This is a genomic window from Clostridium sp. CM027 (assembly GCF_024730565.1).
Classification (GTDB): Bacteria; Bacillota; Clostridia; order Clostridiales; family Clostridiaceae; genus Clostridium_AD; species Clostridium_AD estertheticum_B.
In genome coordinates this window covers 3,435,250-3,461,174 of record NZ_CP077725.1, presented here as the reverse complement: position 1 = coordinate 3,461,174, position 25,925 = coordinate 3,435,250, and the positions used below count along the sequence as shown (strand labels likewise).

The 25,925-nt window shown below is 32.8% G+C and carries 21 protein-coding genes and 20 tRNA genes; 2 read left to right on the top strand and 39 right to left on the bottom strand.

Annotation, left to right across the window (positions count from 1 at the left end; all coding sequences use genetic code 11):
• Window positions 1-13: 13 nt before the first annotated feature.
• The 29 genes from pyrF to KTC92_RS16350 form a co-directional block, all read right to left on the bottom strand.
• On the bottom strand, window positions 14-883 hold the full coding sequence (gene pyrF, locus KTC92_RS16490; protein WP_216301910.1) for an orotidine-5'-phosphate decarboxylase: 870 nt from the start codon (window positions 881-883) through the stop codon (window positions 14-16).
• A gap of 51 nt (window positions 884-934) precedes the next feature.
• Entirely contained in the window at window positions 935-2,122 is a 1,188-nt protein-coding gene (locus KTC92_RS16485; RefSeq protein ID WP_216301909.1) for a dihydroorotase, read from the bottom strand.
• A gap of 96 nt (window positions 2,123-2,218) precedes the next feature.
• Window positions 2,219-2,653 (bottom strand): aspartate carbamoyltransferase regulatory subunit, encoded by a 435-nt coding sequence (locus tag KTC92_RS16480; protein ID WP_165412713.1) that lies wholly within the window; start codon window positions 2,651-2,653, stop codon window positions 2,219-2,221.
• Complete coding sequence (gene pyrB / locus KTC92_RS16475; protein ID WP_165412712.1) at window positions 2,653-3,579, bottom strand: aspartate carbamoyltransferase; 927 nt, start codon at window positions 3,577-3,579, stop codon at window positions 2,653-2,655. The genes KTC92_RS16480 and pyrB overlap by 1 nt, the downstream gene beginning before the upstream one ends.
• Before the next feature lie 335 nt (window positions 3,580-3,914).
• Window positions 3,915-5,030, bottom strand: coding sequence for a M56 family metallopeptidase (locus KTC92_RS16470; RefSeq protein ID WP_220286088.1), 1,116 nt, complete (start codon window positions 5,028-5,030; stop codon window positions 3,915-3,917).
• Between the two features lie 8 nt (window positions 5,031-5,038).
• A complete protein-coding gene (locus KTC92_RS16465; protein ID WP_258280630.1) occupies window positions 5,039-5,410 on the bottom strand; it encodes a BlaI/MecI/CopY family transcriptional regulator in 372 nt (123 codons plus the stop codon).
• 392 nt (window positions 5,411-5,802) lie between these two features.
• Window positions 5,803-5,879, bottom strand: a tRNA-Arg gene (locus KTC92_RS16460).
• Between the two features lie 52 nt (window positions 5,880-5,931).
• Window positions 5,932-6,005: transfer RNA gene (locus KTC92_RS16455), tRNA-Gly, on the bottom strand.
• Window positions 6,006-6,010: 5 nt separating this feature from the next.
• Window positions 6,011-6,085, bottom strand: a tRNA-Gly gene (locus KTC92_RS16450).
• Between the two features lie 26 nt (window positions 6,086-6,111).
• Window positions 6,112-6,196: transfer RNA gene (locus KTC92_RS16445), tRNA-Leu, on the bottom strand.
• Window positions 6,197-6,211: 15 nt separating this feature from the next.
• Window positions 6,212-6,287 (bottom strand) — tRNA-Lys (locus KTC92_RS16440).
• A gap of 79 nt (window positions 6,288-6,366) precedes the next feature.
• Window positions 6,367-6,442, bottom strand: a tRNA-His gene (locus KTC92_RS16435).
• Window positions 6,443-6,520: 78 nt separating this feature from the next.
• A tRNA-His gene (locus tag KTC92_RS16430) sits at window positions 6,521-6,596 on the bottom strand.
• Window positions 6,597-6,600: 4 nt separating this feature from the next.
• Window positions 6,601-6,677 (bottom strand) — tRNA-Arg (locus KTC92_RS16425).
• A gap of 35 nt (window positions 6,678-6,712) precedes the next feature.
• A tRNA-Gly gene (locus KTC92_RS16420) sits at window positions 6,713-6,786 on the bottom strand.
• A gap of 14 nt (window positions 6,787-6,800) precedes the next feature.
• A tRNA-Pro gene (locus KTC92_RS16415) sits at window positions 6,801-6,876 on the bottom strand.
• 15 nt (window positions 6,877-6,891) lie between these two features.
• Window positions 6,892-6,967: transfer RNA gene (locus tag KTC92_RS16410), tRNA-Lys, on the bottom strand.
• Between the two features lie 4 nt (window positions 6,968-6,971).
• Window positions 6,972-7,048, bottom strand: a tRNA-Arg gene (locus KTC92_RS16405).
• A 33-nt stretch (window positions 7,049-7,081) separates the two neighbouring features.
• Window positions 7,082-7,156: transfer RNA gene (locus tag KTC92_RS16400), tRNA-Gly, on the bottom strand.
• A 43-nt stretch (window positions 7,157-7,199) separates the two neighbouring features.
• Window positions 7,200-7,284: transfer RNA gene (locus KTC92_RS16395), tRNA-Leu, on the bottom strand.
• Window positions 7,285-7,299: 15 nt separating this feature from the next.
• Window positions 7,300-7,375: transfer RNA gene (locus KTC92_RS16390), tRNA-Lys, on the bottom strand.
• 4 nt (window positions 7,376-7,379) lie between these two features.
• A tRNA-Gln gene (locus KTC92_RS16385) sits at window positions 7,380-7,454 on the bottom strand.
• Window positions 7,455-7,462: 8 nt separating this feature from the next.
• A tRNA-His gene (locus KTC92_RS16380) sits at window positions 7,463-7,538 on the bottom strand.
• Between the two features lie 4 nt (window positions 7,539-7,542).
• Window positions 7,543-7,619: transfer RNA gene (locus tag KTC92_RS16375), tRNA-Arg, on the bottom strand.
• Window positions 7,620-7,654: 35 nt separating this feature from the next.
• Window positions 7,655-7,728, bottom strand: a tRNA-Gly gene (locus KTC92_RS16370).
• A gap of 6 nt (window positions 7,729-7,734) precedes the next feature.
• Window positions 7,735-7,810: transfer RNA gene (locus KTC92_RS16365), tRNA-Pro, on the bottom strand.
• Window positions 7,811-8,070: 260 nt separating this feature from the next.
• A complete protein-coding gene (locus KTC92_RS16360; RefSeq protein ID WP_216301908.1) occupies window positions 8,071-8,541 on the bottom strand; it encodes a metallophosphoesterase in 471 nt (156 codons plus the stop codon).
• Window positions 8,542-8,605: 64 nt separating this feature from the next.
• A complete protein-coding gene (locus tag KTC92_RS16355) occupies window positions 8,606-9,211 on the bottom strand; it encodes an XTP/dITP diphosphatase (protein WP_220286090.1) in 606 nt (201 codons plus the stop codon).
• A gap of 78 nt (window positions 9,212-9,289) precedes the next feature.
• On the bottom strand, window positions 9,290-10,264 hold the full coding sequence (locus KTC92_RS16350; RefSeq protein WP_220286091.1) for an AIR synthase family protein: 975 nt from the start codon (window positions 10,262-10,264) through the stop codon (window positions 9,290-9,292).
• Between the two features lie 91 nt (window positions 10,265-10,355).
• Here KTC92_RS16350 and KTC92_RS16345 point away from each other — a divergent pair, with 91 nt between their 5' ends.
• Window positions 10,356-11,738 carry a hypothetical protein gene (locus KTC92_RS16345; RefSeq protein WP_253198076.1) on the top strand — a complete coding sequence of 461 codons (1,383 nt, stop codon included), beginning with the start codon at window positions 10,356-10,358 and terminating at the stop codon, window positions 11,736-11,738.
• 118 nt (window positions 11,739-11,856) lie between these two features.
• Here the strand turns inward: KTC92_RS16345 and KTC92_RS16340 are convergent, their stop codons facing one another.
• Entirely contained in the window at window positions 11,857-13,476 is a 1,620-nt protein-coding gene (locus KTC92_RS16340; protein ID WP_220286092.1) for a peptide ABC transporter substrate-binding protein, read from the bottom strand.
• Between the two features lie 428 nt (window positions 13,477-13,904).
• Here KTC92_RS16340 and KTC92_RS16335 point away from each other — a divergent pair, with 428 nt between their 5' ends.
• Window positions 13,905-14,138, top strand: a complete 234-nt coding sequence (locus tag KTC92_RS16335; RefSeq protein WP_220286093.1) for a hypothetical protein — start codon at window positions 13,905-13,907, stop codon at window positions 14,136-14,138.
• Between the two features lie 58 nt (window positions 14,139-14,196).
• On the opposite strand, the gene ligA is transcribed toward KTC92_RS16335, so the two are convergent.
• The 9 genes from ligA to gap form a co-directional block, all read right to left on the bottom strand.
• Window positions 14,197-16,191, bottom strand: a complete 1,995-nt coding sequence (gene ligA, locus KTC92_RS16330; protein WP_220286202.1) for an NAD-dependent DNA ligase LigA — start codon at window positions 16,189-16,191, stop codon at window positions 14,197-14,199.
• Between the two features lie 154 nt (window positions 16,192-16,345).
• A complete protein-coding gene (gene pcrA / locus KTC92_RS16325; RefSeq protein ID WP_216301903.1) occupies window positions 16,346-18,604 on the bottom strand; it encodes a DNA helicase PcrA in 2,259 nt (752 codons plus the stop codon).
• A 74-nt stretch (window positions 18,605-18,678) separates the two neighbouring features.
• The gene (locus tag KTC92_RS16320) at window positions 18,679-18,981 is read right to left on the bottom strand and encodes a YerC/YecD family TrpR-related protein (protein WP_216301902.1); all 303 of its coding nucleotides are present in this window, start codon (window positions 18,979-18,981) and stop codon (window positions 18,679-18,681) included.
• Window positions 18,982-19,167: 186 nt separating this feature from the next.
• Complete coding sequence (gene secG, locus KTC92_RS16315; RefSeq protein ID WP_216301901.1) at window positions 19,168-19,398, bottom strand: preprotein translocase subunit SecG; 231 nt, start codon at window positions 19,396-19,398, stop codon at window positions 19,168-19,170.
• Between the two features lie 112 nt (window positions 19,399-19,510).
• A complete protein-coding gene (gene eno, locus KTC92_RS16310; RefSeq protein ID WP_165412702.1) occupies window positions 19,511-20,806 on the bottom strand; it encodes a phosphopyruvate hydratase in 1,296 nt (431 codons plus the stop codon).
• A gap of 126 nt (window positions 20,807-20,932) precedes the next feature.
• Complete coding sequence (gene gpmI, locus KTC92_RS16305) at window positions 20,933-22,462, bottom strand: 2,3-bisphosphoglycerate-independent phosphoglycerate mutase (RefSeq protein ID WP_216301900.1); 1,530 nt, start codon at window positions 22,460-22,462, stop codon at window positions 20,933-20,935.
• A gap of 175 nt (window positions 22,463-22,637) precedes the next feature.
• Window positions 22,638-23,384 (bottom strand): triose-phosphate isomerase, encoded by a 747-nt coding sequence (gene tpiA / locus KTC92_RS16300; protein WP_220286094.1) that lies wholly within the window; start codon window positions 23,382-23,384, stop codon window positions 22,638-22,640.
• Between the two features lie 108 nt (window positions 23,385-23,492).
• Window positions 23,493-24,689 carry a phosphoglycerate kinase gene (locus KTC92_RS16295; protein ID WP_220286095.1) on the bottom strand — a complete coding sequence of 399 codons (1,197 nt, stop codon included), beginning with the start codon at window positions 24,687-24,689 and terminating at the stop codon, window positions 23,493-23,495.
• Window positions 24,690-24,915: 226 nt separating this feature from the next.
• Window positions 24,916-25,923, bottom strand: coding sequence for a type I glyceraldehyde-3-phosphate dehydrogenase (gene gap, locus KTC92_RS16290; protein WP_165412698.1), 1,008 nt, complete (start codon window positions 25,921-25,923; stop codon window positions 24,916-24,918).
• Window positions 25,924-25,925 lie beyond the last annotated feature (2 nt).

The following is a 25,925-nucleotide window of genomic DNA, read 5'->3' as shown; positions in this document are numbered from 1 at the left end:
TAAAGAATATATCTTATTTTTTGTTTGCGGCTTTTCTTATTTCGTCTCTCATTTTTATAGCTTCTTCGCGAGCACACTGTTCAAAACGAATTTGACCATTATCTGCTTTCTTGTATGCAAGCAAAATACTTCTAGATGCATTTACTACTCCACCATTCCCATTTTTCAAATATATGGCTACATCTTTCGCTGCTCCACCTTGTGCTCCATACCCCGGTATTAAGAAAAACATTTTTTGAAGATCATTTCTCATCTTTAACCCTTCATCTATATGCGTGCACCCAACTACTCCACCTATGGAGCTATATCCACACTCTCCAATAAATTCACTTCCGATTTTTAATAACTTTTCCCCCACAATATCATAAACCTTTTTATTTTCTTTATTCTCTATGTACTCTATATCTTCTGCTCCTTTATTGGAGGTTCTTACTAGTGAGAATAATCCCTTTTCCTTATTTTTTAAATAAGGAAGATATGGTTCAATACTATCCATCCCCATGTACGGATTTATAGTTATAAAGTCACTTTCAAAATCCCCTTCAAAATGAGCTTTAGCATACATTTGTGCAGTTTTTGCAATGTCTCCTCTTTTAATATCTGCAATCACTATGCCACCTTTGCTTTTTATATAACTCAAGGTGTCTTTGTATACTTTTAAACCTTTTAATCCAAGAGCTTCATAATATGCTATTTGCACCTTATAGCAAGCTGATACATCAAAAGTAGCATCAATTATCATTTGATTAAATCTGTATAACGCGTGCTCCTCATGCATAAACTTATTCCTAAACTCTACTGGTAAATATTCTAAATCCGTATCAAGCCCAACGCATACATGACCGTTTTTTTCTACACTTTTAAATAATTTATCTATAATCAAAGATTATTCCGCCTTTACCATTTTATTTACAAATCAACACTTTGTTTGTTTCTACTTATCTTTATAAATTATTCTCCCTGCCTTAATAGTACACATTACCCTACCTACTACAGCCTTACCCTCAAATGGGGAATTGTGTCCTTTAGATAAAAACTGCGAAGGATCAATGTTATATTTAGATTTAGTATCTAACAGTACCAAGTCTCCATCATAACCTATTTTTATTTCGCCCTTGTTAAATCCCATAATTTTAGCTGGGTTTTTTGACATCAATTCAGAAAGTTTATTTAAAGTAATATGACCTTCTCCTACCAATTTAGTGTAGCATACAGGAAATGAACTTTCTAGTCCTGATATACCAGGAGCGCCCTTTATTTTATCCTCAACACTATGTGGCGCATGGTCAGTAGCTATAACATCCACAAAGCCATCTTTTATAGCTTGTATTAAGAAGCTTACATCCTCAACTTTCCTCATAGGTGGATTTACCCTATAGTTTGTTTCTTCTGTTAATGCTAGATGATGCGGCGTAACTTCACAGGTTATTCGTCCCCCCTGCTGTTTTCCTTTTATAATATCTTGCATAGCTTCTTTTGTACTAACATGAGCTAAGTGAAGTTTACAACCTGTGAATTTTGAAAGGGCTATATCTCTCCATGTCATCATATTTTCAGCAAGCCTTGTATCAACTTCTACTAACTCTTCATTTTCAGCATGAGATATTACTGTTAAATCCTTTTCTTTAGCTTTAACCATTGCCTCAAGCATTATACGACTATCATAAACCCCTTTACCATCATCCGATATAAATCTTACTGCATTGGTTAACTGACCTAGGTGATCTATAGATTTCCCCAATAGATCCTCTGTAATAGATGCACATTGATGAATGTCCAAGAGATTTATTTCCCTAGATTTTTTGAGCACCTTATCTATTGTATCCATTGAGCTACATACTGGTTTTGTATTTGCCATAAGGTTTACCGCAGTATATCCACCCCGCACTGCGGCCTGGCTTCCCGATAGTATATCTTCTTTATATGTATACCCCGGTTCTCTAAAATGACTGTGAAGATCTATAAAAGAAGGGGCTAAAATATATCCCTCTCCATTTATTACCTCACAGTCTTTTTCTAGTTTTTTTCCTATTTCATATATTGTTCCTTTATTTATATAAACATCGCCAATAAAATCCTGTGATGAATCAACTACCCTTGCGTTCTTTATTAACAATTCCATAGTTCTACCATCCCTTCACACTGTATTACGATTTTTTTTGTACGGTCTAAGTCACAATTTAAACCGTACACTTTATATTAATAATTATGTGTTTTATTACGATACAGTAGTATGGTTATTAATCTCATCACAATATATACATCTATACTCGCCCTTTTCACTATTTGCTAAGTAGAAACTATTCAAAATTTCTTGCTCTACAGATGTTATGCATCTTGGATTATTGCATCTTATAACATTATCAATTTTATCTGGCAGCTTTAGTTTAACTTTATTTTCAATTTTTTCTCCAGTTATTATATTTATTGTTATGTTAGGGTCTATAAACCCCAACACTGTAAAATCTATATCAATCTCGTTTTCTATTTTAATTATATCCTTTTTTCCGAGCTTCCCGCTATGTGCATTCATAATAAGCGCCACTGTAAATTGAGCATTATCAAGACCTAAATAGTTGAATATTTTGAGTCCTACACCCGCTTTAATATGATCTATTACTATTCCTCTTTTTATGCTATTTATTGTTACCATTACTTATCCACCCCCAAAAGTTTAGCAATAAGTGCCATTCTTGCATACATACCATATTTTGCTTGTCTAAAGTAACATGCCCTTGGATCAGCGTCGATTTCCACAGCTATTTCATTAACTCTAGGTAGTGGATGAAGAATTATCATATCTTTCTTAGCTTTTAGCATTTTTTCTTTATCCAGTATATAAATATCTTTAAGTCTTATATAATCTTCCTCGTTAAAAAATCTTTCTTTTTGAACTCTAGTCATATATAAAATATCTAAATCTCCAATAACATCCTCTAATTTTTCAACTTCAAGGAACTCCATATTATTTTTTTCCAATACTTCCGATTTAATGTATTTAGGAATTGTTAATTCATTTGGTGAAATTAGTATAAATTTAATGTTTTCATATCTTGACATGGCTTTTATTAATGAGTGAACTGTTCTACCAAACTTTAAATCACCACAAATTCCTATGGTTAAGTTTGATAATGACCCTTTAATATTTCTTATGGTTAAAAGATCTGTTAATGTTTGAGTTGGATGTTGATGCCCACCATCACCGGCATTTATTACTGGCATTTGAGAGTGCATAGATGCAACTTTAGGAGCTCCTTCTTTGGGATGTCTCATGGCTGCAATATCTGCATAACATTCTACTGTCCTTATAGTATCTGCTACACTTTCCCCTTTTGCTGCCGAACTTGATTTCGCCTCAGAAAAACCTAAAACCTGACCTCCAAGTCTTAACATTGCCGCTTCAAAGCTTAATCTTGTTCGTGTGCTTGGTTCATAAAATAATGTTGCCAAAACTTTCCCATCACATATATGAGAAAAATTTTCAGGTTTTTTAATTATTTCATCTGCATAATCAAAAATCTCCTCAAGCTCTAATATTGTAAAATCCATTGGTTCAATTAAGTGTCTTCCTTTTAGCATATTACATCCACTCCTTCTCAGCCTCTCTGAGCTAAATTTAAAGGTACTATAAGTACTTTTAATATTACATTTACTTCTAAACAAAAAACGCCATCTCTTTTATGAGAAGGCGTAGTAATATCGCTGTAAAACATCTACTTCCTTCTCAGCCTCTCGGGCAAAATTAAAGGTTCTTTATTCTTTTACCTATAATACTATACATTTTAATCCCTGTCAACATAATTTACCACAAAACCATAGCTCATAAATTTCTAGTTTTAACTTTTTTAATAAGTTAAATTTTAAATATCAAGACTTTTTCAGTTGCCTCATTTCAATGACCTTTTTTTATGTAGTTATTTATATGCTTCAGGCGATATCTCTGATGATGCTTGAATAGTTTTATAATAAACTTTTGTACCATCTTTATTTAAAATCTTCAAATCCCCCTCTTTGGCTCCTTGCTCTAAATTATTCTGCAATTCCTGTTTAACCTTATTCATATCATCATTAATATGCTCTTCTGGAGTATCCACAAATACATTTACTGAAAATAGTGATGCTCCTGATATTACAAGTAGTAATGCTCCTGTGATTATTCCTTTTTTCTTTGATTTCAAATTTAACATACTCTCAATTCTCCTATTCATTATATTTTTATCATCATTAAAGGGTGATATTAAGCTATTTGATAATTTAAACTGATTATTAAATTTCATTGAGTTTATAAGTGTTAAGGCATAATTTTTTCTTTCATCTATTCCTAGTGATTTTAAGAGCTTTTCATCACAGGATAATTCACAATCTTCATTTAAAATACTTTTTAACTTATAAATTAAAGGATTAAAGAAATGTAATGATATAACTAAAATGCTTAGAAGTTTATATATCCAATCTTTTCTTTTAAAATGAATCAATTCATGTTTTATTATCCATTTTAAATCTTCATCTTCATATGTTCTTTCTGGTAATATAATTGTTGGTTTTACTATACCTATAATAAATGGTGTTGAAATACTACTGCAAAATTTAAGAGGAATATTTCTTTTGATACCCATTTCTTTTTTAGATTTGCTATATATTCTCATGATTTTTACATTGTATATATTTCTTGAAGTCTTTTTAATACTGCTATTAAATTTTTTGTTACATAAAATAATAAATAAAAATATTATTGTAGATGTTATGAAATAAAGATATGGAATTATACTTATAACATGACTAATTTTAGCCATGTTATCATAGATACCACTAGGAATTACATTATCTTTTACCATTAACACATTCTTAGGAACATATATTGAAATTTTAAGGGGCAGAACCATTTTTAAAATTATAACTATACAAATATAGTAATTGAAATTTGCACTATATTTACTAAGTACCTTTTTTCTAAATATTAATAGCAATAAAATCCAAAAGGTTCCTATTAATGAGGCTTCTATAATGTTTTCAAACAATGTTTTTAGCATATTATCACCTATTTTTTTATCATTCTATCTAGTTTTTCTAAATCCTCGTCTGATAATATGTCCTTAGTATCATGTAACATTGATACAAGGCTAGTTAAAGAATTACCATGAATATTTTTAAGGAATTCCTTTGTTTCTAAAGACTTATATTCTTTTTCTTCTACCTTTGGAAAATAGTAAAACTGCTTTCCTCGTTTTTCTGCTGAAAGAAAATCCTTTTTTATTAAACGTTTTAGAAGTGTAGCTGTTGTTCCAGCTTTCCATCCCTTTTGAAGAGTGATTATCTCAGCAACCTGGTTTGTTGATAAAGTTTCTTCATTACTCCAAATTAAATTCATAACTTCCAATTCTGTTTGTGGAAGTTTTTTTAAATCCATCATTAAAGCCTCCTTTAATTTAATAATACAAACGTATTATTAAATTGTCAATACATTTGTATTATTTTCTTTAATAAGTATAATTACAACTATAGCTATTTAATCTTTATTATATTAATACCTGACGATTTAAGTCATACCTATGCTACTCTCCTATTTGAGCTAAAGAAGAGCCCAAAATAGTACAAAGTCATCTAGGTCATAGTAATATTTCTATTACCTTAAACACCTATACTCATGTACTTGAGATTATGAAGGTGAAGGCTGATACAAAACTTAATGACTTGTATAATTATATGGGGTCAAAATAACCCTCATTTTTTCATAAAATTTTATAAGGGTCAAAAGAGGGCAAAAGTAAAAGCCTTACAAACTTAGTGTTTGCAAGGCTTTGGTGGTGCGCCCAGAGGGAGTCGAACCCACGGCCTTCAGATTCGAAGTCTGCCACTCTATCCAACTGAGCTATGGGCGCATAATAAAATAATTTTTAAAAAGTCTTTAGTATAAATACTAAAGACTTTTATTGGAGCGGGTAGAGGGAATCGAACCCTCGTAATTAGCTTGGAAGGCTAACACTCTACCATTGAGTTATACCCGCATGTTTGGAGCGGGAGACGAGATTCGAACTCGCGACGTTCACCTTGGCAAGGTGACGCTCTACCACTGAGCCACCCCCGCATATTGTTGTTTTTATAAATAGTATTTGGTGCAGGTGAAGGGAGTTGAACCCATACACCCGAAGGCGCTAGATCCTAAGTCTAGTGCGTCTGCCAATTCCGCCACACCTGCATATTATTACTATTTTGGTGGCTTACCGGGGAATCGAACCCCGGACACCATGATTAAAAGTCATGTGCTCTACCAACTGAGCTAGTAAACCTTATTAGTTAAATTCAAACCTATACATCTAAGTAAAGAGTCCGATGCCTTACGGTTTTGAAAGGCATCCCAATTTTAAATGGGGTGGACGATGGGACTCGAACCCACGACAACCAGTACCACAAACTGGCGCTCTACCAACTGAACTACGTCCACCGTATTGGGAATTTTAAATTTATTAAGGTTATATTATTTTCTAATACAATACCCTTTATTTGTAATTTTATTTTTAAATGGGGTGGACGATGGGACTCGAACCCACGACAACCAGTACCACAAACTGGCGCTCTACCAACTGAACTACGTCCACCGTATGGTGCGTCTTAAGGGATTCGAACCCCTGGCCCACGCCTTAGAAGGGCGTTGCTCTATCCAACTGAGCTAAAAACGCTTATATGTTAATGCTCAGTTGAACGTTAACATATTTGGAGCGGGTAGAGGGAATCGAACCCTCGTAATTAGCTTGGAAGGCTAACACTCTACCATTGAGTTATACCCGCATATTATATTTTAATGGTCGGGGTGACAGGGATTGAACCTGCGACCTCATGGTCCCAAACCACGCGCGCTCCCAGCTGCGCTACACCCCGGCATATATTAAAAAATGGTGCGACATCGGGGGCTTGAACCCCGGACACCCTGATTAAGAGTCAGGTGCTCTACCAACTGAGCTAATGACGCATATTGGTGCATCTTAAGGGATTCGAACCCCCGGCCCACGCCTTAGAAGGGCGTTGCTCTATCCAACTGAGCTAAAGATGCTTGTATACTTAAACTAATATGTATAAACATATTTGGAGCGGGAGACGAGATTCGAACTCGCGACGTTCACCTTGGCAAGGTGACGCTCTACCACTGAGCCACCCCCGCATATTATTGTTTTTATACATAGTAATTCATTTGTAAATAGTAATGGTGCAGGTGAAGGGAGTTGAACCCATACACCCGAAGGCGCTAGATCCTAAGTCTAGTGCGTCTGCCAATTCCGCCACACCTGCATATTATTACTATTTTGGTGGCTTACCGGGGAATCGAACCCCGGACACCATGATTAAAAGTCATGTGCTCTACCAACTGAGCTAGTAAACCTTATTGGCTGGGATAGCAGGATTTGAACCTACGGATGCCACAGTCAAAGTGTGGTGCCTTACCGCTTGGCGATACCCCAGCATTAAATGGGGTGGACGATGGGACTCGAACCCACGACAACCAGTACCACAAACTGGCGCTCTACCAACTGAACTACGTCCACCGTATGGTGCATCTTAAGGGATTCGAACCCCTGGCCCACGCCTTAGAAGGGCGTTGCTCTATCCAACTGAGCTAAAGATGCTTGTATATTAGTGTTTAAATAAACATTAATATATTTGGAGCGGGTAGAGGGAATCGAACCCTCGTAATTAGCTTGGAAGGCTAACACTCTACCATTGAGTTATACCCGCATATAGTGGTCGGGGTGACAGGGATTGAACCTGCGACCTCATGGTCCCAAACCACGCGCGCTCCCAGCTGCGCTACACCCCGCTACCCATTAAACTTTAAAACCATTTAATGTCCTAAATTAATCCTGACCTCATAACCATTTAAATTCAATGATTTTTTCTGACGACATGGATTATTCTACACCATATGTTTTAATACGTCAATACTTTTTTTAAAACTTTCTCATTTTAATATTAAAATAAATCCTATCAACCTGTTATTTTTTATTTTAACTTATTTTAGTCTGATTAAAAAAACTAAAATTTTAGAAGTTCACATTTAAAATACCTAGCTATAAACAACTAGAATCTTATCAAATTTGGCTCTATGCATCCCTGGTTGATACTTATAATAGCAAAGCTCCGAGCTCCATCTCTTGGTAGTGACGCACTTCCAGGATTTATATACCATATTCCTTCTTCAAAATCTATTTTTCCAATATGTGTATGTCCATACAAGACTATGTCAGCCCCCGTTTCTAAAGCCTTATATCTTAATTTAGCCAAACTCTCTTTTACACTATATCTATGTCCATGAGTTAAAAAAAATTTTTTTAAGCAAATTTCTTTTACCCTGTCATTAGGTGTACTTGTAGAAAAATCACAATTGCCTTTAACATTAATTATTTCTCCATTATAATGCTTTCTTATAATGGATATGTCGTCTACATTATCGCCTAAGTGAATCAACACATCTAATCCCTTTATTTCGCATCCTAGCCGTTCTATGCTGCTAATAATGCCATGTGTATCGCTTATAACACCTATTCTCATTTAAAATCACCCTCTTCATTAATATAACGTATGCATCTTAGACTTTTTTTGAGATGCCTAATAATTATACATCATATATTAATTTTTCAAGCTCACCTTTTAGTTTATCTAGTGCCCTTCCCCTATGACTTATAGCGTTTTTTTCATTACTTTCCATCTGTGCAAAAGTTTTATTGAATTTTTCCACAAAAAATAGCGGGTCATATCCGAAACCTTCTTCACCTCTAAAATCTGCTGTGATTATCCCCTCTGACTCTCCTTGTACTTTTACTATTTCATCTTTATTAATTATAAGTACCATTGCGCAAATGAATTTAGCTTTTCGCTGTTCTTCTGTTTTGCCATCTAAAAGGTGCAATAATTTTTCATTATTCGCTTTAGTATTTCCGTGTTCCCCCGCAAACCTCGCTGAAAAAATGCCTGGAGCTCCATTTAATGATTCTACTGCTAATCCCGAATCATCGGCAAGTACCATATTCCCATGGGCTATTTTGAAAATTTCACTTGCCTTTATATCTGCATTCTCCATGAAAGTGCTTCCTGTTTCCTCTACATCAATGTTAATATTGGCTTCTTTTAAAGATAGTACTTCAAAAGGAAACCGTGATAATATTTCTTTTATTTCCTTAATTTTATGGTCATTATTACTAGCAACTATTAATCTTCTCATTGTATACTCCTCACAACTCTCTAGGGTAGATAATAATTAGTAATCATTATCTACTCTAAAAGTAATCTATTTTAAAAATTATATACTAAATAACTCATCTCTAGTAGGGGGCAAAACATCTTTGCAAGTTTCATCTTTTACTAATATCCCTCTAGACGCAGTCATTTTTCCTATTACCGTAGCTTGTACTCCATTGCTATTTAATTTATCCACCAATTCTTTCCCAGACGCCACCGTTATTAGCATGCTTCCAGAAGATATAAATTTCAAAGGGTCAATATTAAGTCTTTCACATATTTTATATGTAATATCACTAATTGGCATTTTATCACTATACGCCTTAAATCCTAAATTGCTAGCCTCCGCAACTTCCCATAATGCTCCTAGAACACCACCTTCAGTTATATCATGCATAGAATTAACCCCGAACTCTCCTGCTATACGTCCTTCATTAACCACACTAATACTACTAATATAGTCTTTAGCTACTTCTATTTCTTTAGGAGTTAAAACGCCTTGTATCCTGTCTAAATGATCATTTACTATAATTGAAGTTCCTTCCATACAAAGCAGTTTGGTAACGACAATTTCATCTCCGATTTTTGCACCTGAAGTTGCCACAGCACCTTGTGCTTTCCCTTTTCCTATAGCAGTGCATGAAACTATTATTTTATTTACAGCTTCTGTAACCTCAGTATGTCCACCTAATATCTCCACATTCAGTTTTTTTGTCTCTTCATCAATTTCACTCATAATATTTTTTATATCTTCTATCGTCGCTGTTGGCGGTACAAGAATTGTAACTAAAATGCCTACAGGCTCAACTCCACAAGAAGCTATATCATTGCAATTTATATGAACTGCTAATTTGCCCATATTTTTATCAGCTCCGGTTATTGGATCTGTAGATACTACGCACTCATATTCGCCAAAATTTACTACACTGCAGTCTTCGCCTATTCCACTTCTAATTCTTACATCGCCCCGGACAACACTTTTATTGTTGTCAATTATTTGTTTTAAGTCATCCCAATTTAATTTTCCAACTTTCATTTAAATTCTTCCTTTCTAATTTCATAAATCTAGCACATTTTAACAATTGTAATCATATTATCTATATAAGTACTAATTATATGGTGGTGTTATGTTGAATTTTCTAGGACCTTTTTTAAAAACCAATACATTAAACAAAACTAACATAAAAAATCAATTTTTCTACTTATCAAAAGAATCATTAAAGGATATAGTTTTCGATTCTAAATGTGGCATATATATTCCCTCACGCGATTTAAAATCTAAATCCTTTTCTAAGATTGATATTAACACAATTAATTTAAATTCTCCACTTTTATGTGTTTACAAAAAAGCAGATGCTAAATTAAAATCGAAAGAAGGCATGTTAAATTGGAATGAGAACAAAGTAAAGAAAGAAATAACTGTTAATAGTAATGCATTCATGACTTTATCACTACTGGAACTCGTAGACTATTATAATAACTTTAAGGACGTCGATGATACAAAATATGATCTAAGCTCTATTTACCTTAAACTTTGCAAAGAACAATTAGAATTTTATGCTTCTTATTTTCGAAATAAAGATGGGCTCTTTGTTGACAAAAAAGATTTAACTAATCCATTAAACCAAGAATTTAATTTTGAAGATAAAAACAATAAATTCAAATTTTCTGATCAAGCCTTTATGATGTCTGCTTACTACAAATATTCTACTTATAATAACGTAAAACAAGAGCATGAATATAAACAATTTGCTCTAGATATCCTAGATATGTTTTCTCAGTATAAGGAAGAAATTTACAATGTTTCTTTTGAGGAACTCAATAAGATATGCTTAGCATTAAATATTTTTTATAAGTACTCCGGCTTAGAACTATGCGAAACCCTATTGCTAGATTTTTTAGATTTGCTTATAGATCAATATAATGCTAAGCCATCCTTAATTGTTAATGCTAAATTAGATCATTCCTGTATGCTTTTTATAAACTGTACGCTTATGTATAATAATACATTAATTCTTAAATTTAAAGATACTAGTGACGATTTATATGAAAAGCTTACAGACTTATACGATGCCGATAAAGGTATCTTGCTAAAGGAAAGTGCTGATAAAGAGACAAATTATACTTGTGATGAGCTCTTATTATACATTTACAGCCAAATCATATATTCTGATTTTAACAATATTGAAGATAATTCTTTCATGCTTCAGGATATTTTCAAACATCAAATTTTGGATTCTGGTATAATTTTAAGCTGGCCTGAGTCCCCCTCTTTAGATAACGCTGAACATTACAGGGATTTTTCACTAAAATCAGAGGATTTGATACAAGAGGATGATTTTAGAATGCCTGAAATCCCCACACCTGAAACCAATGAATTAGCTTCTATATTCATTAAAAATGTGGTATACAATAAACGAAAGGAGAGCTTTAAGCAAAGTAAGTTATCTTTTGATAGCAGCAAAAATATGTTTATATTCTTCTTAACAATATTTTTCCACACTCACTAATATTAAGAGTTAATAATTTTCTCTTATATTATGCTATAACAAAAAAGTATATATGGCTAAAATGCATTCTACGCAATATATACTTTTATTAGCATAGTATAAGAAAAAAAGCTTAATTTTATTTGGAATCATTCTTAGCCTCTTTATAAGCATAATCAAACACTAAATTCCCACTTTTAGTTAAATAGATATCTTTAATATTTTCTCTTTTACAAATAACTGTATTGCCTATATATATAGGTATACATGGTAAGTCTTTTGCTAATATAGATTGTGCATGATTATAAATTGTTACTTTATTTTTATCGGTTTTCTCCATCAATGCTTTTTCTATAGTTTTATCATAATCCGAACTCTTATATCCATAAATATTATCTTTTGAATATGATGTCCATCTAGTAAAGAATTTATAAATGTCTCCATATTCCTCATCATTTTTTGAAAATACTATATCATAATTTCCCTCTTTAAGTACTTTTTCGAGTTCATCTTTTGTGTATCCAGTGCACACTACCTTTATACCTAAATATTCTTTAATATTTTTAGCTATTTCCTTGCTTATTTTAGTATCAAAATTTTTATTTTCATATACCATAACTAATTCTTGTTTTTCTTCATAATTACTACTTTTTTTTAAATATTCTAAGCCTTTAATTTTATTCTGGGATGCATTAAAAATCACTTTACCACTTTTGTCATTAGACCTAGTAAAAGGTGTATAATTTATTGTTGGAACTGCTACATCTTCTGATATAGTTTCTATAATTAATTCCCGATCTATAATTGAACCAATTGCATTTCTAAAATTTATATCCACTGAATCTCTTTTTTCTAGTATATTTTTAGTTTTTAGATTGAAATTCATATAATACATACTCTGCGATAGTTTAACTTCAGTTTTATTTTCCGTGCTAAGGGCACTTACTTCACTTATTGGTGGACTTACAAGTACATCAATTTTTGAGGTATCACTATACTGCGAAGTTTCAAAATTTGCTAAAGCTTTCTCTTCATCCTTTATAGAAGTAAATAGCATTTCATTACTAACAATTTCATTGGCTCTCCAATACTTTTCGTTCTTTACTAATTTTATTTCTCCATCTTTGTTTACCTCTTTTATAATAAATGGACCACTATATTGAATTTGACTGTAGCTATCTTTCCAGTTCCTTGTATCCATATTATTTCCCCTTAAAGTGAAAACTGGATTGCTAAGGATATTTATAAAGTTCTCATTAGGATTATTTAGCCTTATCTCTAATGTTAAATCGTCCTTTGCAACAATACCAACATTTTCAAAATCTACTTTTCCTGCACTAAAATCCTTAGCCCCAAATATGCAATATAATTGCTTAGCAAAAATATTTCCTTTTTCCAATAAAATGTTGTGAAAGAACCTTTTAAAATCATCAGCTTTTATAGACGTTCCATCGTTATAATGTAGATCTTTTCTTAATTTAAAGGTATACCCTATTTTGTCCTTACTAACCTCAATTTTTTCTGCCATGGCAGGTACAATTTTACCATCTTTATCTTCTCTTACTAATCCTTCAAATAAAACTAATAACAAGTCTTTTTCGCGAACACTATCATTATTTGTCATAAGCAAGTCTGCCGGCAATTCTCCCAAGTTATAAACTAAATATTTTCTAGATGTTGTTGTTTTTACTTTCTTTTGAATACATCCACTGGTTAGCATCGTCATAAAAATCAACATTATACATAATAACTTTTTCATAATTACCCCCAATATGTGTATTATTAAGAGTATTAACTTTTCATATATGAAATAATCAAATATCCAATAAAAAATAAAAAAGTATATATTACTATTAATGCATTCACTTCGCTAAGAACTACTAATTTTATTTTCAATTAATCTCGTGAAAAACATAAACTCGCTGTCGCTCAAACATATGTTTTTCTTAACGTATCTTAATTAAAAATAAAATAAGAAGTTCTAAAGCTTGTTTCAATGCATTATACGCAATATACACTTTTTTTTTGCGCTTAATTCTGTAATATATTTTAACTATATATTATATAAATGAATACATATAATCATTATACTGTGTAAAATTGACTTGTTATTTATCTTAATGTACATTATTATATTAATATGTACTTACAGATTTTATATATGTAAGTATTTAGGAGGCCTATTCCATGTTAATCCTGACTATAAGAATTTTTTCTATATTTTCCATGTTAATTTTTATGCTTACATCGATATGGGGCTTTATTTTATTAATTAAAATATTTAATCAGTTAAGATATAAAAATTATTTACTGGAAAAACTTCTACAAAACGCCTCTAGCTCATCTTCAAAACAGAGACACAAGGAATATCCTAAAGATGATTTTAAAGTCGAAGATATTTCTAGTCCAGGTGAAAAATAAATATTAGTAGCGCAACATAAAGAAGACGTCATTTGACGTCTTTCTTACATTTTCCACACTATTTTAACATATTTACTAGTTCTTCTTCAGATATGACTGTAATTCCAAGCTCTTGAGCTTTGGTAAGCTTACTTCCGGCATTCTCGCCTGCTAAAACGTAACTGGTTTTATTAGAAACAGAACCTGATACTTTTCCTCCATGATTTTCTATTATCAATGTGGCATCACTACGCCCCATTGACGTAAGGGTTCCAGTTACTACGAATGTTAACCCGTTAAATAGATTATCGACCTGATTTGAGTCTTCTACGGCCATATTTACGCCATACTCTTTTAACCTATCAATTATTTCTCTGTTTTTATTATCTTCAAAAAATCTTAGTACACACAAAGCACTTATTTCACCTATATCAGAAACCTCTATTAGTTCATCCAATGTTGTATTTTGCAAACATTCAATAGATTTATAATGCTTCATTATGGATTTCGCTGCTATCTTACCAATATTAGGAATTCCGAGGCCTGTCAGCAATCTTTGTGCTTCATTTCCCCTTGATTTGTCTATAGCATCTAGTAACTTATCTGTATTCTTTTCTTTTCCAATTATACCTTTCTCTATAAGCTCCGCGCGGTAATTAAACAGTGAATATACATCTGCTACATCTTTAATATATTCTAAACGGATAAGTTCCTTAATATAAGCCGTACCAAACCCTTTTATATCCATAGCATTCCGACCAACAAAATTAATTATGTGTCTTTCTAATTGAGCCATACAGTTAGGATTTGTACATTTGATATCAGCCGTATCTTTTTCACGGACAGTGGGGGTTCCACATACCGGGCATCGGTCTGGAATTTGGAATCTATTTAACTTCTCAGAACGTTTTTCTTTGACTACAGCCTTAATTTTCGGGATAATCTCCCCTGATTTGTATACAACAATTATATCTCCAATCCTTATATCTAAATCATTGATAAAATCTTGGTTATGAAGAATTGCTCTAGATACAGAAGTTCCGCATAAACGAATTGGCTCAAAAATTGCTGTAGGAGTAATTCTTCCAGTTCTTCCTACTGATAGTTCAATATCAATCAATTTTGTTTCTTTTTCTTCTGGAGGGAACTTATATGCTATAGCCCATTTGGGAACTTTTGAAGTATTACCAAGCTTTCTTCTATCTTCCAAGTTATCAATTTTTATAACAACTCCGTCAATATCGTATGCTAAATTACCTCTATCTTCTCCTATAGCCTGGATAGTATTCCACACTTCATCAGCTGTTTTACATTTCACATAATTCTCAATAACTTTTACACCCTGTTTTTTTAACCATTCATAGCCTTCGGTATGTGTTTTAAATTCAATTCCTTTGGCGTCTTGAATATTAAAAATAAACAGAGATAATTGTCTTTCCTTTGTTATTTTACTATCTAACTGCCTCAATGTACCAGCAGCACAGTTTCGAGGATTTGCAAATATCTTTTTCCCTAATAGCTCTTGCCCCTCATTAACCTTATCAAACGCAGCACTTGCCATATATACCTCACCACGAATCTCGAGGTATGGCACTTGCTCTTTCAGTTTCCGCACGACATCCCCAATTACTTTAGCATTTTCAGTGACATCCTCACCTTGAATGATTCCATCACCGCGAGTTACAGCTACTGTTAATTTACCTTCTACATAACGTAGTGACATTGACAAACCATCAATTTTAAGTTCAACAACAAATGTTGGATCACTAAGTTCTTCAATCATTTTATTTACATAGGCATAGACTTCTTCTTTTGTAAATACGTCTTGCAAACTGAGCATTGGTACATTATGTTTTACTAATACCCCAGCTTTTCTTTTAGCGTTTCCACCTATGTTTTGAGTCGGGGACTCTAATGTGATAAGTTCTGGATATTCTTTCTCTATTGCTTTAAGCGCAAGCATCAATTGATCATATTCATAATCTGATATTTCCGGATTATCTTGGTTGTAATATCTATCACTGTGATATTTAATTGTCTTTTTTAATTCTTCAATTTCATCTTTTACACTAATTTTCATAAACTACACCCTTTCCCACGAAATCAACGTTCATCTGCTAGGTATATGAAATAAAATAACTAGCACACTCACTAGCTATTTTATCCAAAATGCCTTAGCGCATTCAAATAAATAGCAAATCAGTATGCTAGCCCTATTTTCATGTGCCTTATAACATTTCTAAAGGCGCTTTATCTAATATCAGCTTTTTTATTCCCATGTTATCAAACGCTATTGAAATCATTGTATCATTATCAGAACTCGATTTTGACACTATGGTACCTATTCCAAATTTAGTATGTCTAACTTTCCTACCTACCGTAGCTTCTCTATTCATAGCATTCTCACTATTGACACTTTGCTGCCCTGGATCATTTCCTTTCGCTGTAGCTGATGCATAATCTTGAGGCGAAGTTTTACTTAGTAGTCCATGCGGATTATAATTTTGTGAATTTCCAGTGTTTTTTCTCTTTAATACCTGCACAGTCCTATTCTTAGCTCCCCCGATAACTTCTTTTAAATCCGGAGAAATTTCACTGATAAAATCAGAAGGCTGATACCCAACATTTCTTCCAAATACCATTCTACTCTCGGCAGATGTTATGTAGAGCTTCTCCTCCGCCCTTGTTATAGCAACATAGCACAGGCGCCTTGATTCTTCCATTTCAGTAAAGTTGTTAAGCGAAGACATGCCGGGGAATATCCCATTTTCCATACCAACCATAAATACTACTGGAAATTCTAACCCCTTTGCACTATGAACAGTCATCATTGCCGCAGTCTCTACTGTTTCATCAGGGTCATCAGTGCTCGAACCTAAACTTACTCCTTCTAAGAATGTTAAAAGCGACTTATCTTCTGAAGTTCTTTCAAATTCTACAGCATCTGATACTAATTCCTTTATATTCTCTACCCTGCTCTCATCCTCTGGTTCCTTAGAAAGTTCTAATTGCTTTAAATACCCTGTATCACTTATTATAGATTTAATTAACTCAGAGACTGTTCCTGTTTCATTTTTGGCCATAAAGCTATTCATAAGACTTACAAACTTATTTATAGATGCTTTATTTCTAGTTGTCAATGTAGGTATAAAATCTACATCTAGAATAGCACTATACAAGCATTGATCTATACCTGTTGCAAATTCTTGAATCTTTTGAATAGTTGCATCTCCTATACTTCTTTTAGGCACATTTATAATTCTTTTTAAAGCGATATCGTCAAGTGGGTTATTAATAAGCTTTAAATACGCCATTATATCCTTTATTTCTTTTCTATCATAGAATTTTAATCCTCCCACTATTCTATATGGAATCAAATTTTTTCTGAAACTCTCCTCAAAAATACGTGATTGAGAATTCATCCTATATAAAATCGCAAAGTCCTTATAGCTTCTATTTTCCTCAGTCATAATTCTCTTAATTTGACTTGCTACAAAATTTGACTCGTCTCTATCTGTAAACGCTCTATATAAATTAATTTTCTCTCCACAATCTTTTTCAGTCCTTAGAGCCTTATCTTTTCTTTGAGAATTATTCCTTATAACTTCATTAGCTGCCATAAGTATATTTCCGCAAGATCTATAATTTTGCTCGAGCTTAACAACCTTTGCCTTTGGATAATCTTTTTCAAAATCTAAGATGTTGGTGACATCCGCACCTCTCCAAGCATAAATACATTGGTCATCATCTCCAACTACGCATATATTTTCACGCTCATCTACTAAAAGCTTTATAAGCTCATACTGTGCTTTATTTGTGTCTTGATACTCATCAACCATAATGTACTTGAATTTTGAATGATAGAAATCCAAAACTTCCTTATTATTTTTTAAGAGTTCAACTGCTTTAAAAATTAAATCATCAAAATCTAGTGCATTGTTACCTTTTAGTCTTTTTTGATAAAGAACATACACATCAGCGATTTTGTTTTTTCTATAATCGCTTTCATTTTCTTTTTTAAATTTTTGTGGACTAATAAGTTCGTTTTTAGCACTCGATATTTTACCTAAAATTTCTGAATCTGTTAGATCTTTTTCATTTATTTGAAGTTCCTTCATACACTGTTTAATCAAACTTTTTTGATCATAGCTATCATAAATAGTGAAATTCTTATTATATCCCAGCCTATCTATCTCTCGCCTTAAAATCCTAACACAACTAGAGTGAAAGGTAGAAATCCACATATTATCCGCTATATTGCCTACTAAAGAACGCACTCTGTCCTTCATTTCACCAGCCGCTTTATTTGTAAAAGTTATGGATAAAATTTGAGACGGATATATAGCTAAATCCTGAATCATATGCGCAATTCTATAGGTCAAAACCCTAGTTTTCCCAGATCCCGCTCCAGCTAATATTAGCAATGGGCCATCAACTGTTATTGCAGCCTCGCACTGCTCTTTGTTTAACAAACTTTTCAAATCCATGAAACCACTCCTTATATATTATATTAACCGTCCCTCTCTATCCGCATCTAAAATGTCGTTAAAAATGAATACACTTATTTCGCTAATTCCAAACGCTCTAATATAAGTTTATACCCATCACTACCATAATTTAATGCTCTGCCGATTCTACTTATTGTAGCAGTACTTGCCCCTGTTACACCTGCTATATCCAAATAGGTCCTTTTATCTGCTAACATTCTTGCTACTTGAATCCTTTGCTCAAATGCTTTAATTTCATTTATAGTGCATAAATCTTCAAAAAATCTATAGCATTCTTCCTTTGTTTGAAGGCTTAAAATGCCATCAAAAAGGAAATCCATATCATTACTTTCTAATTTAGAACTGTATTCACTCATCATCCTTCACCTCTAATAATCATAGATTCATATATACTATTAAATCATCTACTGGGTCTCTACTCATCACCTGAACACTTAAAAATCATATAAAAAAATGCAGCTTATTAAATTTTTTTAAATAAACTGCTGTGAAGTATAAAATATTTATTTGATTGTACCTAAATTATTACTTAGATAAGTATATTATTTAACTAAATTTAACATCACTGTAGTTATAGCAAAGAAAATTGCTGAAACTACTGTAATTCTTACTAGTACTGATTCTGCTGTTTTTGTTTTATTTTTTGCAAAAAAAGTTTCAGAAGTTCCTCCTATAAGGCCACTTAATCCATCTGATTTACTAGGTTGCATCATAACGGATACAATTATAGCAATTGAAGTTATAACCTGTAAAACTACTAGAAAACTATGCATGTGTACACCTCCAATTCATCGAATACATAATTATTTTAGCATACTCTAAGACAGTTTACAATGAATTGTAAAATTTAAGAGTATAGCCTATAAAGACTATACTCTTAATTAATTATCTATTTATGTTATAGAATGCTTTTAATCCTCTGTACTCAGCCATTTCTTCTAATTCTTCTTCTATTCTTAATAATTGATTGTATTTAGAAACTCTTTCGCTTCTAGCTGGGGCACCAGTTTTAATTTGTCCTGCATTCATAGCTACAACTAAGTCAGCTATTGAAGTATCTTCTGTTTCTCCTGATCTATGAGAAACTACTGCAGTATATCCTGCCCTTTCAGCCATTTCTATAGCATTTAGTGTTTCAGTTAATGTACCTATTTGGTTTAATTTTATAAGAATTGAATTCGCAGTTTTTCTTTCAATTCCCATTTTTAATCTGTCAGTGTTGGTTACAAATAAATCATCTCCAACTAATTGAACTCTATCTCCTATTTTATCAGTTAAGTACTTCCAGCCTTCCCAATCTTCTTCAGCCATTCCATCTTCAATAGATATAATTGGATATTTGTTTACAAGTTCTACATAGTAGTCAGCCATTTGCTCTGGAGTTAATATTCTTCCTTCTGAAGCTAAGTTGTATTTTCCATCTTCAAAGAATTCAGAAGCTGCTGGATCAAGAGCAATATAAATATCTTTTCCAGGAACATATCCAGCTTTTTCTATAGCTTCTATTATAATTTTTATAGCTTCTTCGTTTGATGATAAATCTGGAGCAAATCCACCTTCATCACCAACACCAGTCGCTAGTCCTTTAGTTTTTAATAATGCTTTTAATGAGTGGTAAACTTCTGCACTCATTCTTAAAGCGTCCTTAAAAGAAGTTGCTCCAACTGGCATAACCATAAACTCTTGTAAGTCTACATTATTGTCAGCATGGCTTCCACCATTTATAATGTTCATCATTGGAACTGGTAAAACCTTAGCATTTACTCCACCAATATATTGATATAGTCCGAGTCCTAATGACTCAGCAGCCGCTCTAGCACATGCAAGAGATACTCCAAGAATTGCATTAGCACCTAGTTTAGCCTTATTAGGTGTGCCATCAAGATCTATCATTGCTTTGTCAATTGCTATTTGATCATATACATTCATTCCAACTATCTCTTCAGCTATTAGATTGTTTACATTATCAACGGCTTTTAAAACTCCTTTACCGTTATATGTATCCTTGTCTCCATCTCTTAACTCTACCGCTTCAAATATGCCAGTAGAAGCGCCTGATGGTACTGATGCTCTTGCTATCGTTCCATCTTCGAGTGTTACTTCAACTTCAACAGTTGGAAATGCTCTTGAGTCCAGAATCTGTCTTGCATAAATATCAATTATTTCAATAAAGTTTTTCATGTTATCTAACCTCCAAATTTTTTCTCTATGTTATTATATCCTAAGTTAACTTAAGTTAATCCTATACTTTACGGAAACTTAAGTTAATCTTAGATAATACATTATTCAATTTAGTTTTCTTTTAACCTATTTAATTAAAGATTTTCCTGTCATTTCACTTGGTATACTGAGTCCCATAGCTTGGAGCATAGTTGGTGCAATATCCGCCAATATTCCACTATCTTTTAGACCATTACTGTGATTTGAAACGTATGTGAATGGAACTAAATTTGTAGTATGTGCTGTCATTGGCTTTCCAGACGAATAATCAAGCATTTGTTCAGAGTTTCCATGATCTGCAGTTATAAATACGCTGCCGTCCTTGCCTAGAACGCACTCAACAATTTTTCCAAGGCATTCATCCACTGTTTCTATAGCTTTTTTAGCAGCTTCAAAAACGCCTGTATGACCTACCATATCTGGGTTAGCATAGTTAAGTATAATCATGTCGTATTCATCTGTTTCTAGTCTCTTTAATAATTCTTCTGTAACCTCTTGCGCACTCATTTCTGGCAATAAATCATATGTTGCTACTTTAGGTGATGGAATTAATGCTCTATCTTCATTTACATTCGGAGCCTCAACACCTCCATTAAAGAAGAATGTAACATGGGCGTATTTTTCAGTTTCAGCTATTCGGAGCTGTTTTTTACCCATTTTACTAACATATTCTCCAAGCGTATTAGTGTAACTTTCTGGCGTATACGCTACATCAACGTTTTCTATAGTTATATCATATTGCGTAGTACATACAAAGTTCAAATTTAAAGTTTCTCTTTTAAAACCATTAAATACTTTATCATTTAATGCCCTAGTAAGTTCGCGAGCTCTGTCCGGTCTAAAGTTAAAAAATATTACACTATCGTTATTACTTATAGCTGAAACAGGCTTATTATTTTCCATTATAACAGTCGGAAGAACAAATTCATCTGTCTTATTATCATGGATAGCTTTTTTAACTGCCTCTATTGCTGAGGTATTTTCCTCACCCTTAGATAAAACCATAGCATTATATGCAAGTTCAACTCTTTCCCATCTCTTATCTCTATCCATAGCGTAATATCTACCACATACAGTAGCAATTTTACCCACGCCTATTGTATTCATATATTCTTCGAGTTCTGCTATGTATTGTAGTGCTGAACCTGGTTGCACATCTCTACCGTCTAACAATGCATGAACATAAACATTTTTAGCACCTTTATCCTTAGCAAGCTTTATTAAAGCTTTTAAATGATCAATATGAGAGTGGACTCCTCCATCTGACAATAATCCTAAAAGATGCACCGAAGAATTTGCCTTAATAGCTTTATCTATAGCTTTATTAAAAGCAAGGTTTTCAAAAAAGTTTCCTTCTTCAATTTCTTTTGTTATTTTCGTAAGTGCTTGATATATAATTCTACCAGCACCTATGTTTAAGTGGCCAACTTCTGAATTTCCCATTTGACCCGCTGGTAGTCCTACCTCTAGGCCACTTGCATTTAATTTCGTACTTGGATATTTCTTTATTATTCTGTCATAGTTTGGCTTACTGGCCGCAACTACTGCATTTCCATCTACGTTACTTGATAATCCGAATCCATCTAAAATCATTAGCATTACTGGTTTTTTTGACATTTTTGTTCCCCCATCCGTTGTTTCTAAAATAAAATACATGTATATGTATCGACAGTTCAGAGTTATAATTAACTAACTAAAGTAGATTACTCTACTAAAGTAGCTAAATCCACTAAAGTGGCTGCATCTACTAAAGTAGTCTAGCCACATTAGTGGATTCATTTACTATAACATCTTAATAATTTACTATTCCTGCGAAGTCTTGTGCCTTAAGGCTAGCTCCTCCGATTAATCCACCATCTATATCTGATTTACCCATTTGTTCTTTTATAGTTGTTGGTTTAACAGATCCACCATATTGAATTCTAACTTTTTCTGCTACTTCTGCTCCGAACATAGCTCCAACAGTTGCTCTTATAAATGCAATTGTATCATTAGCCTGATCAGCAGTTGCAGTTTTACCTGTACCTATTGCCCAAATTGGTTCATAAGCAATAACCAATTTTTCCACTTGTTCTTTTGTAAGTCCTTCTAAATCTAATTTTACTTGACTAGCTAAGACTTTTTCTGTAATATTTCCTTCTCTATCACTAAGAGTTTCCCCTACGCAAAGTATAGGAATAATACTATGGCTATAAGCAGCTTTAATCTTTTTGTTTACAGTTTCATCAGTTTCATTGAAATATTGTCTTCTTTCACTATGACCAATTATAACATATTCAACGCCCATATCTTTTAGCATTCCTGGTGCAATTTCACCTGTAAAAGCACCATTTTCTTCAAAATGCATGTTTTGAGCTCCTACCTTTATATTTGTACCCTTACTTGCCTTTATTACTGCGTCTAAACATAAAAATGTAGGACAAACTACAACATCACATTTTGCATCTTTAACTAACGGTTTCATTTCCTCAATTAAAGTTACAGCCTCAGCTACAGTTTTATTCATCTTCCAATTTCCTGCAATTATACCTTTTCTCATCAAAAAACCCCCAAGTATTCTTTTATTGTAAGTAATAATTATTAGTATTGTTATCTGGACAACAATTAATGTATATTAAAATATTTAAAATGTCTTATTTAACTTTAACTATTTATTTGTAAGAGCTTCAATTCCTGGTAATAATTTACCTTCTAAGAATTCAAGAGATGCTCCACCACCTGTAGATATATGAGTCATTTTATCTCCAAATCCTAATTGATTAACAGCTGCTGCACTATCTCCACCACCTATTATAGTAGTTCCATCAACTTTTGACATAGCCTCAGCTACTGCTATTGTTCCCTTTGCAAAATTCGCAAATTCAAATACTCCCATTGGTCCGTTCCAAACAATAGTTTTAGCAATGCTAATAGCGCCTTTATACATCTCACAAGTCTTAGGTCCAATATCAAGTCCCATAAACCCATCAGCAATATTTTGACTTTCAGTAACTACTGGCTCTGCTTCAGCTGAAAATCTATCTGCAACAATATTATCTACAGGTATTAAAAATTTAACTCCTTTTGACTCAGCTTTTTGCATCATAACTTTAGCATATTGTACTTTATCTTCTTCAACTAGTGAACTTCCGATAGAATATCCACCAGCTTTTAAGAATGTATAAGCCATTCCTCCACCAATTATTAAAGTATCAACTTTTTCAAGCAAATTTTCGATAACATTTATTTTATCAGAAACCTTAGCTCCACCTAAAATTGCTACGAAAGGTCTAACAGGGTTCTCTATTGTATCCCCTAAAAATTTTAATTCCTTTTGAATTAAATACCCACATACTGAAGTCTCAATAAATTGTGTTACTCCAACTGTAGAGCAATGAGCCCTATGAGCAGTTCCAAAGGCATCATTTACAAATACATCTGCAATGGACGCTAATTCCTTTGAAAAGTTTTCTGTATTTTTAGTTTCTTCTTTTCTATATCTTGTGTTTTCTAATAATAGAACATCTCCGTCTTTCATTTTTGATACGGCAGATTTTACATTATCACTAACTACATTTGGGTCTGCTGCAAAGACTACTTCTTTTTTTAACATTTCGCTTAATTTCTTAGCAACTGGCGCTAAAGAAAGCTCAGGTTTTGGTTCTCCACTTGGTTTTCCAAGATGTGAACATAAAATAACTTTTGCACCTTTTTCTATCAAATAGTTTATTGTTGGCATTGCACCTACTAATCTATTTACATCTGTAATTACCCCATCTTTTAATGGTACATTAAAATCGCATCTTACTAAAACTTTTTTACCTTTAACCTCAATATCCTCGATTGTTTTTTTATTGAATTGCATACACATTCTCCTCCCATATGGTTTATAATACAAGTTTCTTATAATTTAATCACATTCATATAAATAGACTACCCTACTATCTTACTATTTACTACTATCTTACTATTTATTTGAATGTACCTTGTATTAATAAAATATAAAAAGGTCCGGTTCCATAGACTAACTATAAAACCAGACCTTAATACTATACTTACAGTTTCCTACAGTTTTATAATAAAATTAAATTTTATAGTCTGTCTGCAACATATTTAGTTAAATCTGCTAATCTGTTTGAATAACCTGCTTCATTATCGTACCATGAAACAACTTTAACCATATTTCCTTCGATAACCATAGTTGACATAGCATCAACTATAGAAGATCTTTCGTCTCCTTTAAAATCAATTGAAACTAAAGGTTCTTCACAACAACCAAGTATTCCTTTCATTTCAGTTTCAGCCGCTTTCTTAAATGCTGCATTTACTTCTTCTACAGTAACATTCTTTGAAACTTCGCAAACTAAATCTGTACATGAAACTGTTGGAGTTGGAACTCTTAATGAGAATCCGTTTAATTTTCCTTTTAATTGTGGTAAAACTAATGCTACTGCTTTTGCTGCTCCTGTTGTAGTTGGAATCATTGATAGGTTAGCTGCTCTTGCACGTCTCATGTCACTATGTGGAGCATCTAATAATCTTTGATCTCCAGTATATGAATGAATTGTAGTCATTAAGCCTTTAACTATTCCAAATTCTCTGTCTAAAACTTTAGCAAATGGTGCTAAACAGTTTGTTGTACATGATGCATTTGATATTACGTTATGTTTTGCTGAATCATATTTTTCTTCGTTAACTCCCATAACTATTGTAATATCTTCATTTTTTGCTGGTGCAGATATAAGAACTTTTTTAACACTTACACATAAATGATCGCTTGCTTTAGTAGCATCTGTAAAGAATCCTGTTGATTCTAATACTATTTCTACTCCAAGTGAACTCCAGTCAATATTCTTTGGTTCTCTTTCTGCAAATATTTTAATTTCTTTTCCGTTAACTACTATTGCACTTTCTTTAGCTTCTACAGTTCCGTCAAATTTTCCGTAAAGTGAATCATATTTTAAAAGATGTGCGAGTGTCGCAGCATCTGTTAAATCATTAATTCCTACTACTTCTAATTCTGTTGAATAATTTTTTACTAGTGCATTAAATACATTTCTTCCTATTCTTCCAAATCCATTAATTCCTACTTTTACCATCT